The 12,586-nt window shown below is 74.6% G+C and carries 12 protein-coding genes and 1 pseudogene; 8 read left to right on the top strand and 5 right to left on the bottom strand.

What is annotated here, in order from left to right; genetic code table 11:
- Positions 1 to 15: 15 nt before the first annotated feature.
- Both ACWDX7_RS15340 and ACWDX7_RS15335 read right to left on the bottom strand, forming a co-directional pair.
- Positions 16 to 483, bottom strand: a complete 468-nt coding sequence (locus ACWDX7_RS15340) for an indole-3-glycerol phosphate synthase (RefSeq protein WP_451489747.1) — start codon at positions 481 to 483, stop codon at positions 16 to 18.
- A gap of 135 nt (positions 484 to 618) precedes the next feature.
- Positions 619 to 1,401, bottom strand: a complete 783-nt coding sequence (locus ACWDX7_RS15335) for a pyrimidine reductase family protein (RefSeq protein WP_451489748.1) — start codon at positions 1,399 to 1,401, stop codon at positions 619 to 621.
- 36 nt (positions 1,402 to 1,437) lie between these two features.
- Between ACWDX7_RS15335 and zapE the strand changes: the two genes are divergently transcribed.
- The 4 genes from zapE (at position 1,438) to ACWDX7_RS15315 (ending at position 5,652) form a co-directional block, all read left to right on the top strand.
- Positions 1,438 to 2,553: a cell division protein ZapE gene (gene zapE, locus ACWDX7_RS15330; protein WP_451489749.1), complete on the top strand. Its 1,116-nt coding sequence runs from the start codon at positions 1,438 to 1,440 to the stop codon at positions 2,551 to 2,553.
- Positions 2,554 to 2,616: 63 nt separating this feature from the next.
- A complete protein-coding gene (locus ACWDX7_RS15325; RefSeq protein ID WP_451489750.1) occupies positions 2,617 to 3,045 on the top strand; it encodes an OsmC family protein in 429 nt (142 codons plus the stop codon).
- Between the two features lie 279 nt (positions 3,046 to 3,324).
- Entirely contained in the window at positions 3,325 to 4,677 is a 1,353-nt protein-coding gene (locus ACWDX7_RS15320; protein ID WP_451489751.1) for an alkaline phosphatase PhoX, read from the top strand.
- A gap of 102 nt (positions 4,678 to 4,779) precedes the next feature.
- Entirely contained in the window at positions 4,780 to 5,652 is an 873-nt protein-coding gene (locus ACWDX7_RS15315) for a polysaccharide deacetylase family protein (RefSeq protein ID WP_451489752.1), read from the top strand.
- Between the two features lie 169 nt (positions 5,653 to 5,821).
- Here ACWDX7_RS15315 and ACWDX7_RS15310 read toward each other — a convergent pair whose 3' ends face one another.
- The gene (locus ACWDX7_RS15310; RefSeq protein WP_451489753.1) at positions 5,822 to 6,013 is read right to left on the bottom strand and encodes a hypothetical protein; all 192 of its coding nucleotides are present in this window, start codon (positions 6,011 to 6,013) and stop codon (positions 5,822 to 5,824) included.
- A gap of 153 nt (positions 6,014 to 6,166) precedes the next feature.
- Between ACWDX7_RS15310 and ACWDX7_RS15305 the strand changes: the two genes are divergently transcribed.
- The 4 genes and pseudogenes from ACWDX7_RS15305 to ACWDX7_RS15290 all read left to right on the top strand — a co-directional run.
- Positions 6,167 to 6,931, top strand: coding sequence for an aminoacyl-tRNA hydrolase (locus ACWDX7_RS15305; protein ID WP_451489754.1), 765 nt, complete (start codon positions 6,167 to 6,169; stop codon positions 6,929 to 6,931).
- 79 nt (positions 6,932 to 7,010) lie between these two features.
- Positions 7,011 to 8,384 (top strand): DUF692 domain-containing protein, encoded by a 1,374-nt coding sequence (locus ACWDX7_RS15300; protein WP_451489755.1) that lies wholly within the window; start codon positions 7,011 to 7,013, stop codon positions 8,382 to 8,384.
- Complete coding sequence (locus ACWDX7_RS15295) at positions 8,381 to 9,346, top strand: TIGR04222 domain-containing membrane protein (RefSeq protein WP_451489756.1); 966 nt, start codon at positions 8,381 to 8,383, stop codon at positions 9,344 to 9,346. Before ACWDX7_RS15300 ends, ACWDX7_RS15295 begins: the two co-directional genes overlap by 4 nt.
- Before the next feature lie 194 nt (positions 9,347 to 9,540).
- A pseudogene (locus tag ACWDX7_RS15290) lies at positions 9,541 to 10,236 on the top strand (alpha/beta hydrolase); the annotation flags it as partial.
- A 110-nt stretch (positions 10,237 to 10,346) separates the two neighbouring features.
- Here ACWDX7_RS15290 and hemQ read toward each other — a convergent pair.
- Together hemQ and hemG are read right to left on the bottom strand one after the other, a co-directional pair.
- Positions 10,347 to 11,060 (bottom strand): hydrogen peroxide-dependent heme synthase, encoded by a 714-nt coding sequence (gene hemQ, locus ACWDX7_RS15285; protein WP_451489757.1) that lies wholly within the window; start codon positions 11,058 to 11,060, stop codon positions 10,347 to 10,349.
- Positions 11,061 to 11,083: 23 nt separating this feature from the next.
- Positions 11,084 to 12,541 carry a protoporphyrinogen oxidase gene (gene hemG / locus ACWDX7_RS15280; RefSeq protein ID WP_451489758.1) on the bottom strand — a complete coding sequence of 486 codons (1,458 nt, stop codon included), beginning with the start codon at positions 12,539 to 12,541 and terminating at the stop codon, positions 11,084 to 11,086.
- Positions 12,542 to 12,586: the final 45 nt, after the last annotated feature.

Here is a 12,586-nt window from a genome sequence, read left to right as displayed (position 1 = left end):
TCGGACCGCCCCAGCCTATTCGTTGTGGGCGAAGAGCTTGAGCACCGGAACGCCGACCTTGTGCCGCGCCCGCGAGGCCCAGTCGCGGTGGAAGAACTCCTCCACGAAGTGCGGGGCGGTCAGGACGATCACCTCGTCGGCGCCGGTCTCGTCCACGACGGCCTTGAGATGGTCGAGTGGGTGCTTCTCCACGATGTGCCCGACCGCCTTGGCGCCCCTCTTGCGCAGAGCCTCCAACGAGTGCGCCAGGGCCTGCTCGGCGGGGCCGCGGGCGGCGGGTCCCTCCGGTTCGTCGGCCTCGCGAATGGCCTCGGGAAGCTCTCCGAGCGCTACGTCGTCGATGGCGCGCAGCAGTCGGTCCTGGTCGCCCCTGGGCTGCATGAGGACGATGAAGGAGACCTGGTCGTCTCCGTGCAGGGTGGTGACGAAGTCCACGTCCACCGTGGTCAGCGGCTGCTCGATCATCAATACGCTCGTGAACACGGACGCCCTCTCCTTCATGGGCCGAGGCCGGCTGCCCGACCCCTGCGGAAACCATCCTGCCCCGCTGTCGCACGGGGCTAGCGCAGGTATATGTGCCCAGCGGAAGCTAAGCGGAACGAGAAATTCCGCCCGTTGTCAGATCCGACGGTAACTGGTGAAGAGGAACCCGGCCTCCTCCAGTACGCAAGCGGGCGCCAGCCGTTGCGGAACGGCGACCGAGGGGCCGCCGGAGATCCGCTGGGCATCGCCCGCCGTCAGCATGGGCGAGATCGTCAGGCAGAGCTCGTCCAGCACGTCGGCGGCCACGAACTGGCCCAGCAGCCGGGGGCCGCCCTCGGTGAGCTGGCGGCGCAGCCCCCGCCCGGCCAGCTCGCGTACGACGCGGGCCGGGTCCACGGCCGCTCCCTCGCCCGCCACCACGACCGTGGCCCCGGCCCCGGCGGCCTCGGCCACCCGGTCGGCCGGCGCGGCGGCCCCGGTGACCACCAGGGTGGGCACCAGGGGCGAGGTGAACAGGGGCAGCGAGAAGTCCAGGTCGAGGCCGGCGGTGACCACCGCGATGGCGGGGGCGGGGCCCTGCCCGGCGGCCGCGCGGCGGGCCGCGAAGTCCTCCCGGGCCCGGGCCGGGCGGTAGCCCTCCTGGCGAACCGTTTCCGCGCCCACGACCACCACATCGGCCAGCGCCCGCAGCGTGCCGAAGATCCGCATGTCCGTCGCGCCCGAGATGGGCTGCGAGCGCCCGTCGTGCTGGGCGGCGCCGTCCAGGGTGGAGACCATGTTCGCCCGCAGCCAGTGGGCGCCGCCGGGGAGCGGAGGGTACGCGTACGCCTCCGCGAGCTCGTCCAGCGACCACTCGCGGTCGTCCTGGTCCTGGTGCGGGGCTGGTGTCTGATCGGTCACAGGGAACAGGCGTCGCATCGGTGCAGTGTGCCACGCCGCGTAAAGTTAAGAGCTGTGTCGACATCCCTCTCCACCTCCGGTCCCGCCGCTGGCTCCGCCCCTGACCGGCACTGGCCGGCCGACGCGGGCCCGCAGGCGCTGTGCGCCCGTGAGCCGCGGGTGCCCGCCGAACGGCTGGTGGCGGAGATGGTGCCGCCGCCGCGTTTCGACTCGGTGCGCTTCGACACGTACGAGCCGGACCCGGCCCAGCCCAGCCAGGCCGAGGCCGTCACCGTGCTGAGCCGGTTCGCCGCCGGGCTCGGCGGCGCGCACGCGAGCGGCGCGGGCAAGCGGCGCTGGTTCGCCAAGAAGCCGGCGGCCCCCACGGGCCCCCGCGGGGTCTACCTCGACGGCGGCTACGGCGTCGGCAAGACCCACCTGCTCGCCTCCCTGTGGCACGCCGCCCCGGCCGAGCCCGCGCTCAAGGCCTTCGGCACCTTCGTGGAGCTGACCAACCTGGTCGGCGCGCTCGGCTTCCAGCAGACCGTACGGACCCTGGGCGGGCACCGGCTGCTGTGCATCGACGAATTCGAGCTCGACGACCCGGGCGACACCGTCCTGGTCTCCAGCCTGCTCAGCCGCCTCGTGGAGCAGGGCGTGGCGCTGGCCGCCACCTCCAACACCCTGCCCGGCAAGCTCGGCGAGGGCCGCTTCGCCGCCGCCGACTTCCTGCGGGAGATCCAGGGCCTGTCGGCGCACTTCCGGCCGCTGCGGATCGACGGGCAGGACTACCGGCACCGGGGCCTGCCGGAGGCGCCGGCGCCGTTCTCCGACGAGCAGGTCACCAAGGCCGCGTACGCGACCCCGGGCGCGAGCCTGGACGACTTCCCGGGCCTGCTGGACCACCTGGCCCGGGTGCACCCGAGCCGCTACGGCGCCCTGACCGACGGGATATCGGCGGTCTGCCTGACCGATGTGGGCCCGGTGCCGGACCAGTCGACGGCGCTCCGGCTCGTGGTGCTGGCCGACCGGCTGTACGACCGCGAGATCCCGGTCCTGGCTTCGGGGGGCTCCTTCGACCGGCTCTTCAGTGACGACATGCTCAACGGCGGGTATCGGAAGAAGTACTTCCGCGCCATATCGCGGCTCACCGCGCTGACACGCGACGCGAAGCCCCTGGTCTCGCAGTAGGTTTGGCAGCGCCGGGCCCCTTGCAGGCGCCCGGCCGTGTCCACTTCTGCGAAGGGATCCACCATGGCCGCCACACGCAACGCACACGCCGTCTGGGAAGGCGATCTGCTCCAGGGCAAGGGGGTCGTCACCCTCGACTCCTCCGGCCTCGGCAGCTACCCGGTCTCCTGGCCCGCGCGGACCGACGAGGTGGCGAACGGGCGGACCAGCCCGGAGGAGCTCATCGCCGCCGCGCACTCCAGCTGCTTCAACATGGCGCTGTCGAACGTCCTGGCGAAGGCGGGCAGCCCGCCGGCCAAGCTGACCACTTCCGCCGCCGCCACCTTCGTGCCCGGCCAGGGCATCACCGGCATCCACCTCACCGTCGAGGGCGACGTACCGGGCATGGACGACGACGGCTTCACCGCCGCGGCCGAGGACGCCAAGAAGAACTGCCCGGTCAGCCAGGCCCTGACGGGTACGACGATCACGCTGAGCGCCAAACTCGTCTGACGGTTCCCTCGTCCGGTCCGGCGGGGCTGCGGCCCGGGACGGCGCCGGGCCGGCGGGGGTGCGCGGTTCCGCCGCCGCTGCCGGGCCCCAGCGTCGCCCCTCTGAGCCACCGCCCCGCGCGCGACCGGCCGCCCGCCCCCGGCAGAGCGGCCGACCGGACCGCGCCGGGGCCCCGGTGGTGTGACGGCGGGGCGGGCGCGCCCGCGCCGATACGGCCGGGTCGGACGCCCGTGGTACGACGAGCCGGTCATACTCCAGTCGCGCCCCCGGGAGCCGCCGATGTCCCTCACCCGACGCAGCCTGCTCGCCGCCGGAGGGATCGCCTTCAGCGGGGCGCTGGGCGCGCTCTTCACCGGTCCGGCCAGCGCCGTTCGCGTGGCGACGACCCGGGGGTACGGTCCGCTCGTCCCCGATCCGCGCGGACTGCTCGACCTGCCGGCCGGGTTCTCGTACCGGGTCCTCTCGCGCGCCGGTGACCCCCTGCGCTCCGGGGAGGGAATCGTTCCGGCGAACTGCGACGGCATGGCCGCCTTCGACGCCGGGGGCGGTGGCCGCGTACGGCTCGTCCGCAACCACGAGAACCGCGCCGCCGCGGCCCTGCGCGTCCCCGCCGTCACGGGACTGACGTACGACCCCCAGGCCCTCGGCGGCTGCACGGTCCTCGATCTCGATCCGGCCGGCCGCCTCACCGGCGAGCGCGTCGCCCTCGCGGGCACCGCCGTCAACTGCGCCGGCGGCCCGACTCCCTGGGGCACCTGGCTGAGCTGCGAGGAGACCGAGGACCGGGCGGGCAGCCACGGCTACACGCTGGACCACGGCTATGTCTTCGAGGTGCACCCCGCCGATCCGCACCGCTGCGGCGCGGTCCCGCTCACCGCGATGGGGCGCTTCGCCCACGAGGCCGTCGCCGTGGACCCGTACCAGGGGGTCGTCTACGAGACCGAGGACGCCTTCGACGCGCCCTTCGGGCTCTTCTACCGGTTCCTGCCCGCCCGGCCGCTGGCCGGACCCGGCTCACTGCGGGCCGGAGGCGCCCTGGAGGCCCTGCGCGTACGGGGCGTGGCGGACCTCGCGGTGGTGGACGCGCACGGGGCGGAGTTCCCGGTGGAGTGGGTGCCCGTACCGGATCCCTCGGCGGCCCGGACCCCCATCCGCCTCCAGGACTTCGGTCCCGGCGGGATCACCCACGCGCAGAAGCTGGAGGGCTGCTACTGGGGCGGCCCGCGCGTCCACTTCGTCTCCAGCTACGCGCGCAGCCGCGAGGGCGCGGCCGGCGACCACTACGGGCAGGTGTGGTCCTACGATCCGCGCCGGGCGCGGCTGCGGCTGGATGTGGTCTTCGGCCCGGCCACGGACATCCGGCTGCCGGGCGAGTCCCCCGACAACATCTGCCTGGCCCCGGACGGCGGGCTGATGGTCTGCGAGGACGGCGGCGGCGCGCAGTACGTCCTCGGGGTGACCGTGGGCGGCGAGGTCTACCCGCTGGCGCGCAACGCCCAGGACACCGGACGGCCGGGGACGCCGCAGTGGGGGGAGTTCGCGGGCGTCACCTTCTCGCCTGACGGCCGGACGATGTACGTCAACGCCTATGCCCCCGGGACGACGTTCGCGGTGACCGGGCCGTGGCACTGAGCTTCGGACAGCTCCGACAGCTCGGACACCGGCCGGGGGTGCGTGCGGTCCGCCGGAGTGCCGTAGCCGCCCACTGGTCAGATAGTCATATATTTTCCCTACGTGACCACTTCTGTGCGCAACGTGACGGCCGCGGCCGTCCTCAGTGCCGCCCTCACGGCCGCCCTCGCAGGATGCGGAGGCGGCTCCGGCAGCTCGAACACCGGCCGCGAAGCCCGCCTGAGCACCCCTGCGGCCTCCTCCTCCGCCGCCCCGCAGCCCGGCGCGCCCGCCAAGGCCCCGACCCTGGCACCCGGACCCAACGGCCTGACGGCGGTCTTCGCGCGGGCGCGGCAGCAGAACGACAAGACCGTCGCGCTGACCTTCGACGCCGATATGACCTCCGATCAGGGTGCGCGCGCCGCGAGCGGCGAACGTTTCGACAACCCCGAGTTGATCGCGACTCTGCGCGCCCTCCGGGTGCCCTCGACGATCTTCATGACGGGCCGCTGGGCCGAGGAGTATCCGGACCAGGCGAAGTCCATCGGCACCGACCCGAATTTCGAGATCGCGAACCACTCCTACAGCCACCACGCCTTCACCTCACCCTGCTACGGGCTTCCCGCGCTCGACCCCGCCGGGGCCCGGGCCGATGTGGACCGGGCCTTCGAGGCCTTCCGCAAGGCGGGCGCCGTCAACACGGTCCCGTACTTCCGCTTCCCCGGCGGCTGCTACGACGACCAGGCGCTGCGGGCCCTGTCCACGGCCGAGGTCACGGCCGTCCAGTGGGACGTCGTCAGCGGGGACGCCTTCGCGACGGACGCGGACGCGGTGGCCGAGCAGGTGCTCGCCGGGGTGAAGCCCGGCTCGGTGGTGGTCATGCACTGCACGCGCAGCGCCGCCCCGGTCACCGAGGCGGCCATCCGCAAGATCGTGCCGGAACTCCGCGAGCGCGGCTACCGGTTCGTGAAGGTCTCCGACCTGATGGGCACGTAAGAGCCGGCCGCCCGGGTCCTGTCCGGGCGGTCTTCGTGGATCGGGCCGCGTCGTCTGGTGCTGTGCATCGCAAGGCGGAGGTGCGCAGCTCGTACGTGGCCGTACCCGCGCGCTCCGACAACCCGGGGGCCCCTCCCAGCGGTAGCTGGGGGAGATCGCCCGGACAGGCCTAGCCGGAGCAGGCCGTGCGCTCGGCGTCCTGCCATTCGCACACGGGGCAGAGCACCACGCCCGGGGTCGCGACCCCGTACTCGGTCGGCTTGCCGCACTCCACGCAGTCGGCGTACGGAGGCCCCTGCGCGGGCCGGGCCGGAGCCGCCGGGGCGGGGCAGTACGAGGTGGTTTCGTCCAGCGGGTCCATACGTACGAGCGTACTCACCCCCGCTAAGCCCTGACCAGGCCCGCCGCCCCCGCCCACCCCGCCGGAAACCCTCCGGCGCGAAGGCGGCCCAGGGCCACGTGGTGGAGGGTCAGGTCGCCACCGCCGTCTCGGTGACCTGGCATCCTTGGCAGGATGAGCAGCCAGCACACCCACCAGGCCCGCGACGCCGCCGAGGCGCCGGGCGATGCCGTCGCCCCCGACGGAGCCCCCGAGTTCGTCCTGCCGCTGGTGGTGCGGATCGAGAAGGCCGAGCCGCCCGCCCGTACGGACGCGCTGGAGACGGCCGCCCGCGCGGTGCTGGTCCTGCTGACGGACGAGCGGGCGCGGGGCGAGGGCGAGTGGGCTGAGGCCGTGCGGGGGTGGCAGGACGCCCGGATCCGGAAGGTGGTCCGGCGGGCGCGCGGGGCGGAGTGGCGCAAGGCGGGGACGCTGCCCGGCGTCACCGTGCACGGCGACGGCTGCGAGGTACGGGTCTTCCCGCCGGTGCCCCTCGACGGCTGGCCCAGGGAACTCGCCAAGCTCCAGGTCTCGGGCACCGAACTGGACGATCCCGCGCCGGTCGCGCCGCCCGAGCCGGGCATCCCCGTCCTGTGGCTCAGCCCCGACCTCGACATGTCGGCCGGCAAGGCGATGGCCCAGGCCGGGCACGGGGCGCAGCTGGCATGGTGGGAACTGACCGGCGCCGAGCGGGCCGCATGGCAGGATTCCGGTTTCCGCCTGGCCGTACGGACGGCGGCGCGCGAGCGGTGGGCGGAGCTGAGCGGGAGCGGGCTGCCGGTCGTGCGGGACGCGGGCTTCACGGAGATCGCGCCGAATTCCGCGACCGTGATCGCGGATCACCCCGCGCTGCGTGCCCGCCTCGGGCGGCCCCTCCCGGAACCTCAAATGTTGCTCTGAAGGTCCCTTCCGGCGGTTGGCCCGACTCCGCCGGGGCCATGACATCGGCACACGGTCCGATGAGAGGGGGCGGGGGGACATGAAGCCCATGGCACGCCTGGGGGTGGGCATCGGCTGGCGGCCGGAGATCGCGGAGGCCGTCGAGCGGCTGCCCGGCCTGGACTGGGTCGAGGTCGTGGCCGAGAACATCTGCCCCGGCCACCTGCCCGAGGCGCTGGTGCGCCTGCGCGAGCGCGGTACGCGCGTCGTGCCGCACGGCGTCTCGCTGGGCCTCGGTGGCGCCGACCGCCCGGCTCCGGCGAAGCTGGCGGAGCTCGGCGAGCGGGCGGTGGCGCTGGGGGCGCCGCTCGTCACTGAGCACATCGCCTTCGTCCGGACCTCCTCGCCCGCCCTGGAGGCCGGGCACCTGCTGCCCGTACCGCGCACGCGCGACGCGCTGGACGTGCTGTGCGAGAACGTCCGGATCGCGCAGGACGCGCTGCCCGTACCGCTGGCGCTGGAGAACATCGCCGCGCTGATCTGCTGGCCCGGCGAGGAACTGACGGAAGCCCAGTTCCTGACCGAGCTGGTCGAGCGGACCGGCGTACGGCTCCTCATCGATGTGGCCAACCTGCACACCAACCGGGTCAACCGGGGCGAGGACCCGATGGCCGTGCTGGACGCGATCCCGCTGGAGGCGCTGGCGTACGTCCACGTGGCGGGCGGCGTCGAGCGTGGCGGCGTCTGGCACGACACCCACGCGCACCCGGTCCCGCCGGTGGTGCTCGACCTGCTGGCCGAGCTCCGCTCCCGGGTGGACCCGCCGGGTGTACTGCTGGAGCGGGACGACGACTTCCCGGCGGAGCCGGAGCTCGCGGGCGAGCTGGCGGCGATCCGGGCGGTGGTGACGGACGGCGCGGCGGCCGTCCACGGCGCCGCCGGCCGGACGTGGACGCCGGCTTCCGGAGCCCCCGCCCCGCACGCCACCGGCCCGGGGGCTCCCGCCCCGCACGCCACCGGCCCGGGAGCCCCGACCCCGCAGGCCGCCCCGGCCCGGGCCACCGAGGCCGCCCGGACCCGGGTCGGGCTCGGGCAGGCCGCGCTGTTGTCGGCGCTGGTGGCCGGTACGCCCGTGCCCGAGGGTTTCGACCGGCAGCGGATCCGGGTGCAGGCCCGGGCGCTGGCCGCCAAGCGGGCCGGGGTGGTGGCACGGCTGGCGCCCGAACTGCCCGCGATCCTGGGCGGCGACGGCCCGTACCGGGAGGCGTTCCTCGCGTACGCCCGCCGCCGCGCCCTGACGGCCGGATACCGCCGCGACGCCCTCGACTTCGCCGAGCACCTGCTGATCCAGGACCTGCCGGCCGACCCGGCCGCCCGGCGCCGGCTCACCCGGTGGTGGCGGGACCGCGCCGGAGCCCGCCCGCCCGGCCGGATCGTGCGCTGGACCCGGGCGCTCGTGGGGAGGGCGGTGTGAACCTCCTCGCTGTGGGCCTGTGGGGAGCCGTCCTCACCTCCAGCGTGCTGCTGGTCCGGGGCCTGCGCCGGGCCCGGCCCGCACCGGCCGGACCGGCGCCGGCCCTCCAGGACCTGTCCGAGGCCGCCTTCCTGGCGGGCGGCCCCGGCGCCGTCGTGGACGCCGCGCTCGTCTCGCTGCTCTGGGACGGCCGGCTCTTGGTCGGCGGTCCGGGCATCGTCCACGTCCGCCCCGGGGCGCGGGCCGCGGACCCGGCCGAGCACGCGGTGCTGCGGGCGCACGCGGGCGCCCCCTCGGGCTGGCTGTACCAGGTGCGGTACGCCGCGATGCTCGATCCGGCCGTCCAGGGGACCGGAGACGCACTGGCCGCCCGGGGGCTGCTCTCGCCGCCCGGTTGGGGGCGGACCTGGCGGCGATGGGCGATCGTCCAGGCCGTGGTCTGCGCCGTCCTGGTCCCGCTGTCGCTGCCGCTCACCTTCATCGAGTTCCTCCTGGAGCCCGGCTCCCGGGTGCCGTTCGTCGTGACGGTGCTGCCCGCTCTGCTGGCCGGGGCCCTCGTGGGCGGCCTCTGCGCCGCTCGGGCCGCGACCCGGCTCACCCCGGCGGGGACGCGGGCCCTGTGCGCGATCCGCGCCGCGTACATCAACGACCCGGCCCCGCACGTGCAGACCGCGCTGCTCGGGTTGCGCGGTCTGCGGGACCCCTACCTGCGCGAGCAGCTGGTACCGGCCGTGCGCGGCACCCGGCTGGCGGCGGCGCGGCCGCGGTCGTCCGCGTCCTCGGCCGGGGTCGCGCCGGCCGTCTGGTGCGCCGGGAGCGACGCCGGCAGCGGCTCGGGCTGCGGTTCGTCGGGCAGCAGTTGCTCCGGCGGGTCCTCCGGCGGCGGCTGCGGGAGCAGCGGATCGAGTGGTTCGAGTTGCGGCAGTTCGTCGTCCGGGTCCAGCTGTTCCAGTAGCTCCTGACGGGCTGCCCCCTCCTGACGGTCCCTCACCGTCCCGCGGCAACCGGGGGACCGCGCCCGACACCTCGTCGGCTACGCCCCGCGCGGCGTCGGCCCGCTCCGCGCCGCTGTCCTGCCAGGACCCCGCCGCCCGGGCGAAGGCCCCCCACACAGCTCCCGGTCCGGCCCTCGGCCGCGTACAAGCGGCAGCGTGCCGCCGCGGTGGCCCGTACCCCGGCGGGCGGGACCGTCGGAACGGGCGAGCTCCAGGCGGCCTTCCTGCAGAGCGCGTACTACGACGACGTCTGGCCGGACCGGGCGGCGGCACTGAACGCCTTCCTGCGCGGCGGCCCGGGGCCCCTGATCGAGCAGGCCGCTCCCGATCCGGCGGCGGCGCCCGGCGCCGAGAACGCGACGGCGCTCTACACGGCGGTGCTGTGCAACGACGCCCCCTGGCCCGGCGACTGGGAGACCTGGGACCGCGACCACACCGAACTGGCCCGCACGGCGCCCTTCGAGACCTGGGCCAACGCCTTCCTGAACCTGCCGTGCGCCTACTGGCCGGTGCGCGAGCGCCCGCGGGCAGTGGCAGTCGGCTCACAGCCCCTGCGGCTTCCCCCGACGCTCGTCGTCGCGGCGGAGCGGGACGGGGCCACCCCGTACCGGGGCGCGCTGGAGCTCCAGCGCCGGCTGGGCGGCGGGGCCGCGCTCATCACGGAGAAGGGGGCCGGCAGCCACGGAGTGGTCGGCGGACGCAATGACTGCGTGGACCGTCACGTGGAGCGGTATCTGCTGACGGGTGACACCCCGGGGCTGCACGTCACCTGTGCGCCGCATCCGGAGCCCGCACCGGTGTCGCTGGACGACCGGGCAGCGCGTGCCCACAGGGCACTGCTGCCGCCAGTCGTCTGAACTTCCGGGCGGGATCTCCGGCTGCGTCGTTTCGGGGGCACTGCCTCCCGATCCACCGGAGGAAGCCACCTGACGGTAGCGCCTCCGGTTCCTTCCCCCCAAGGGAGGTATCAGGCGAGTCCGGCCACCAGGTCGGCGACGGACTTGCGGCGCCCGGTGTAGAAGGGCACCTCTTCACGGACGTGCATACGGGCTTCGGAGGCACGCAGGTGACGCATGAGGTCGACGATGCGGTACAGCTCGTCGGCCTCGAAGGCCAGCATCCACTCGTAGTCGCCCAGCGAGAAGGAGGCGACGGTGTTGGCACGCACGTCCGGGAAGCCGCGTGCCATCTTGCCGTGGTCGGCGAGCATGCGGCGGCGGTCCTCGTCGGGCAGCAGGTACCAGTCGTAACTGCGCACGAAGGGGTAGACGCTGACGTAGTCGCGGGCGACCTCATCGGCCAGGAAGGCCGGGATGTGCGACTTGTTGAACTCGGCCGGGCGGTGCAGGGCCATGTTCGACCAGACCGGCTCCAGGGCGCGGCCGAGCTTGGTACGGCGGAACAGGTTGTAGGCGCTCTGCAGCTCGTCGGCCGTCTCGGCGTGCCACCAGATCATGACGTCCGCGTCGGCGCGCAGGCCGGAGACGTCATAGGTGCCGCGGACGGTGATGTCCTTGGCGGCCAGCTGGTCGAACAGCTCCTGGACCTCGTCGGCGTAGCCGGCGCGGTCCTCGGGCAGGACGTCCTTCAGCTTGAAGACGGACCACAGGGTGTAGCGGATGACCTCGTTGAGGTCCTTCGCCTTCTTCCCCGCGTTGGGAATCTTCTCTGGTGCAGTCATGTGTCCATTGTCCCGTGTGCTGATCAGTGGTCTGTGCCAGGGGTGCGGAACGCGGCGGCGACCGCGTCCGCGGCCGTGCCGGCGCTGGCGACGCACGCCGCAATGCCCACGCCTTCGTACAGGGCGCCGCAGACCGCGAGGCCGGGCAGGGCCGCGACGGCGGCGCGGATCCGGGCGACGCGGTCCAGGTGGCCCACCGGGTACTGGGGCAGCCCGCCGTCCCAGCGGGTGACGGTGGAGGCCACCGGCCGGGCGGCGAGGCCCACGGCTTCCCCGAGATCGGTGAGGGAGACGTCGACGAGTTCGCCGTCCGTCCGCTTCAGATCGGCCTCCTCGCCGTGGCGGCCGACGGAGGTCCGCAGCAGGAAGAGTTCCGGGTCCGCCCCCGCCCAGGCCCACTTGTTGCTGGAGAAGGTGGAGGCCTTGACGGTCCGCCCGTCGACGGCCGGTACGAGGAATCCGCTGGGGCCGCCCTCGGTGACCGAGGCGGGCAGGTCGGCGCGGCGGAAGGCCATGGTGACGAGGGCCATCGAGGCGTATTCGACCCCGCGCAGCTCCGCGGCGGCAGCGGGCGCGAGCCCGTCCAGCAGCCGGGCGGCGGGACCGGCCGGGACGGCCAGGATCACGCCGTCGGCCTCGACGGCCTCGTCGCCCGCGAGGACCCGCCAGCCTTCGGCCGTACGCACGACCTCGCGCGCGGGGGTACCGGTGAGGATCCGCGCCCCGGCCGACCGGCAGGCCTCGGCCACGGCGAGCGGGAGCCGCCCGATACCGCCCTCGATGCCGGCGAAGACGGGAGCGGAGGCCTGCGGCTGCCGCGCCGCGCGGAGCTGCAGTTCCCCTACGCCTTCGCCCAGCGAGCGGTGCGTACGGGCGGCCTCGAAGAGCTGGGGCACGGCCGCCCGCATCGAGATGCGGTAGGCGTTGCCCGCGTAGACCCCGCCGAGCAGGGGTTCCACCAGCCGGTCGACGACCTCGTGGCCCAGCCGGGCCGCGACGTACTCGCCGACGGCGACGTCCTCGCCGACCTCGGCCGGCGGCAGGTCGCGCTCCGCCTGGATCCGGGCCAGGCCCTCCGGGGAGAGCACGCCGGAGGCGGCGAGCGGTCCCAGGTCGCCGGGGACCCCCATGACGTGCCCGCGCGGCATCGGCCGGAGCGCGCCGCGGGTCCACAGGTGGGCGGTGGCGGCGGCCGGCGGCTGCAGCGCTTCGCCGAGGCCCACGGCCCGGGCGAGGTCCAGGGCTTCGGGGCGGCGGGCGAGCACGGACTCGGCGCCGAGGTCCACGGGGACTCCGGCGAGCTCACCGGCATACAGCTTTCCGCCGAGCCGGGGCCCGGCCTCCAGCAGCGTGACGCGGACGCCCCGGGTGAGCAGCCGGTGGGCCGCCGCGAGGCCCGCGATGCCGCCGCCGATGACGACGACATGGCCGGGGGGGCCGGTGTGTCCCGGCCGGTCCGTACGCGTGTCCGCTTCGTGCATGGACACATCGTCTCAGACCGATCACCGGGCCGGACCGGGACCTCG

This window comes from Streptomyces sp. NPDC003034 (assembly GCF_053591375.1).
Note: the sequence above shows the minus strand (reverse complement) of the source record. Positions and strands in the feature narration are given on the sequence as shown.

Bases quoted from the DNA above. Each gene is read 5' to 3' on its own strand.
- ACWDX7_RS15335 (WP_451489748.1), bottom strand. From the start codon at position 1,401: ATGCGACGCCTGTTCCCTGTGACCGATCAGACACCAGCCCCGCACCAG.
- ACWDX7_RS15325 (WP_451489750.1), top strand. From the start codon at position 2,617: ATGGCCGCCACACGCAACGCACACGCCGTCTGGGAAGGCGATCTGCTC.
- ACWDX7_RS15320 (WP_451489751.1), top strand. From the start codon at position 3,325: ATGTCCCTCACCCGACGCAGCCTGCTCGCCGCCGGAGGGATCGCCTTC.
- ACWDX7_RS15310 (WP_451489753.1), bottom strand. From the start codon at position 6,013: ATGGACCCGCTGGACGAAACCACCTCGTACTGCCCCGCCCCGGCGGCT.
- ACWDX7_RS15305 (WP_451489754.1), top strand. From the start codon at position 6,167: ATGAGCAGCCAGCACACCCACCAGGCCCGCGACGCCGCCGAGGCGCCG.
- ACWDX7_RS15300 (WP_451489755.1), top strand. From the start codon at position 7,011: ATGAAGCCCATGGCACGCCTGGGGGTGGGCATCGGCTGGCGGCCGGAG.
- hemQ (WP_451489757.1), bottom strand. From the start codon at position 11,060: ATGACTGCACCAGAGAAGATTCCCAACGCGGGGAAGAAGGCGAAGGAC.
- hemG (WP_451489758.1), bottom strand. From the start codon at position 12,541: ATGCACGAAGCGGACACGCGTACGGACCGGCCGGGACACACCGGCCCC.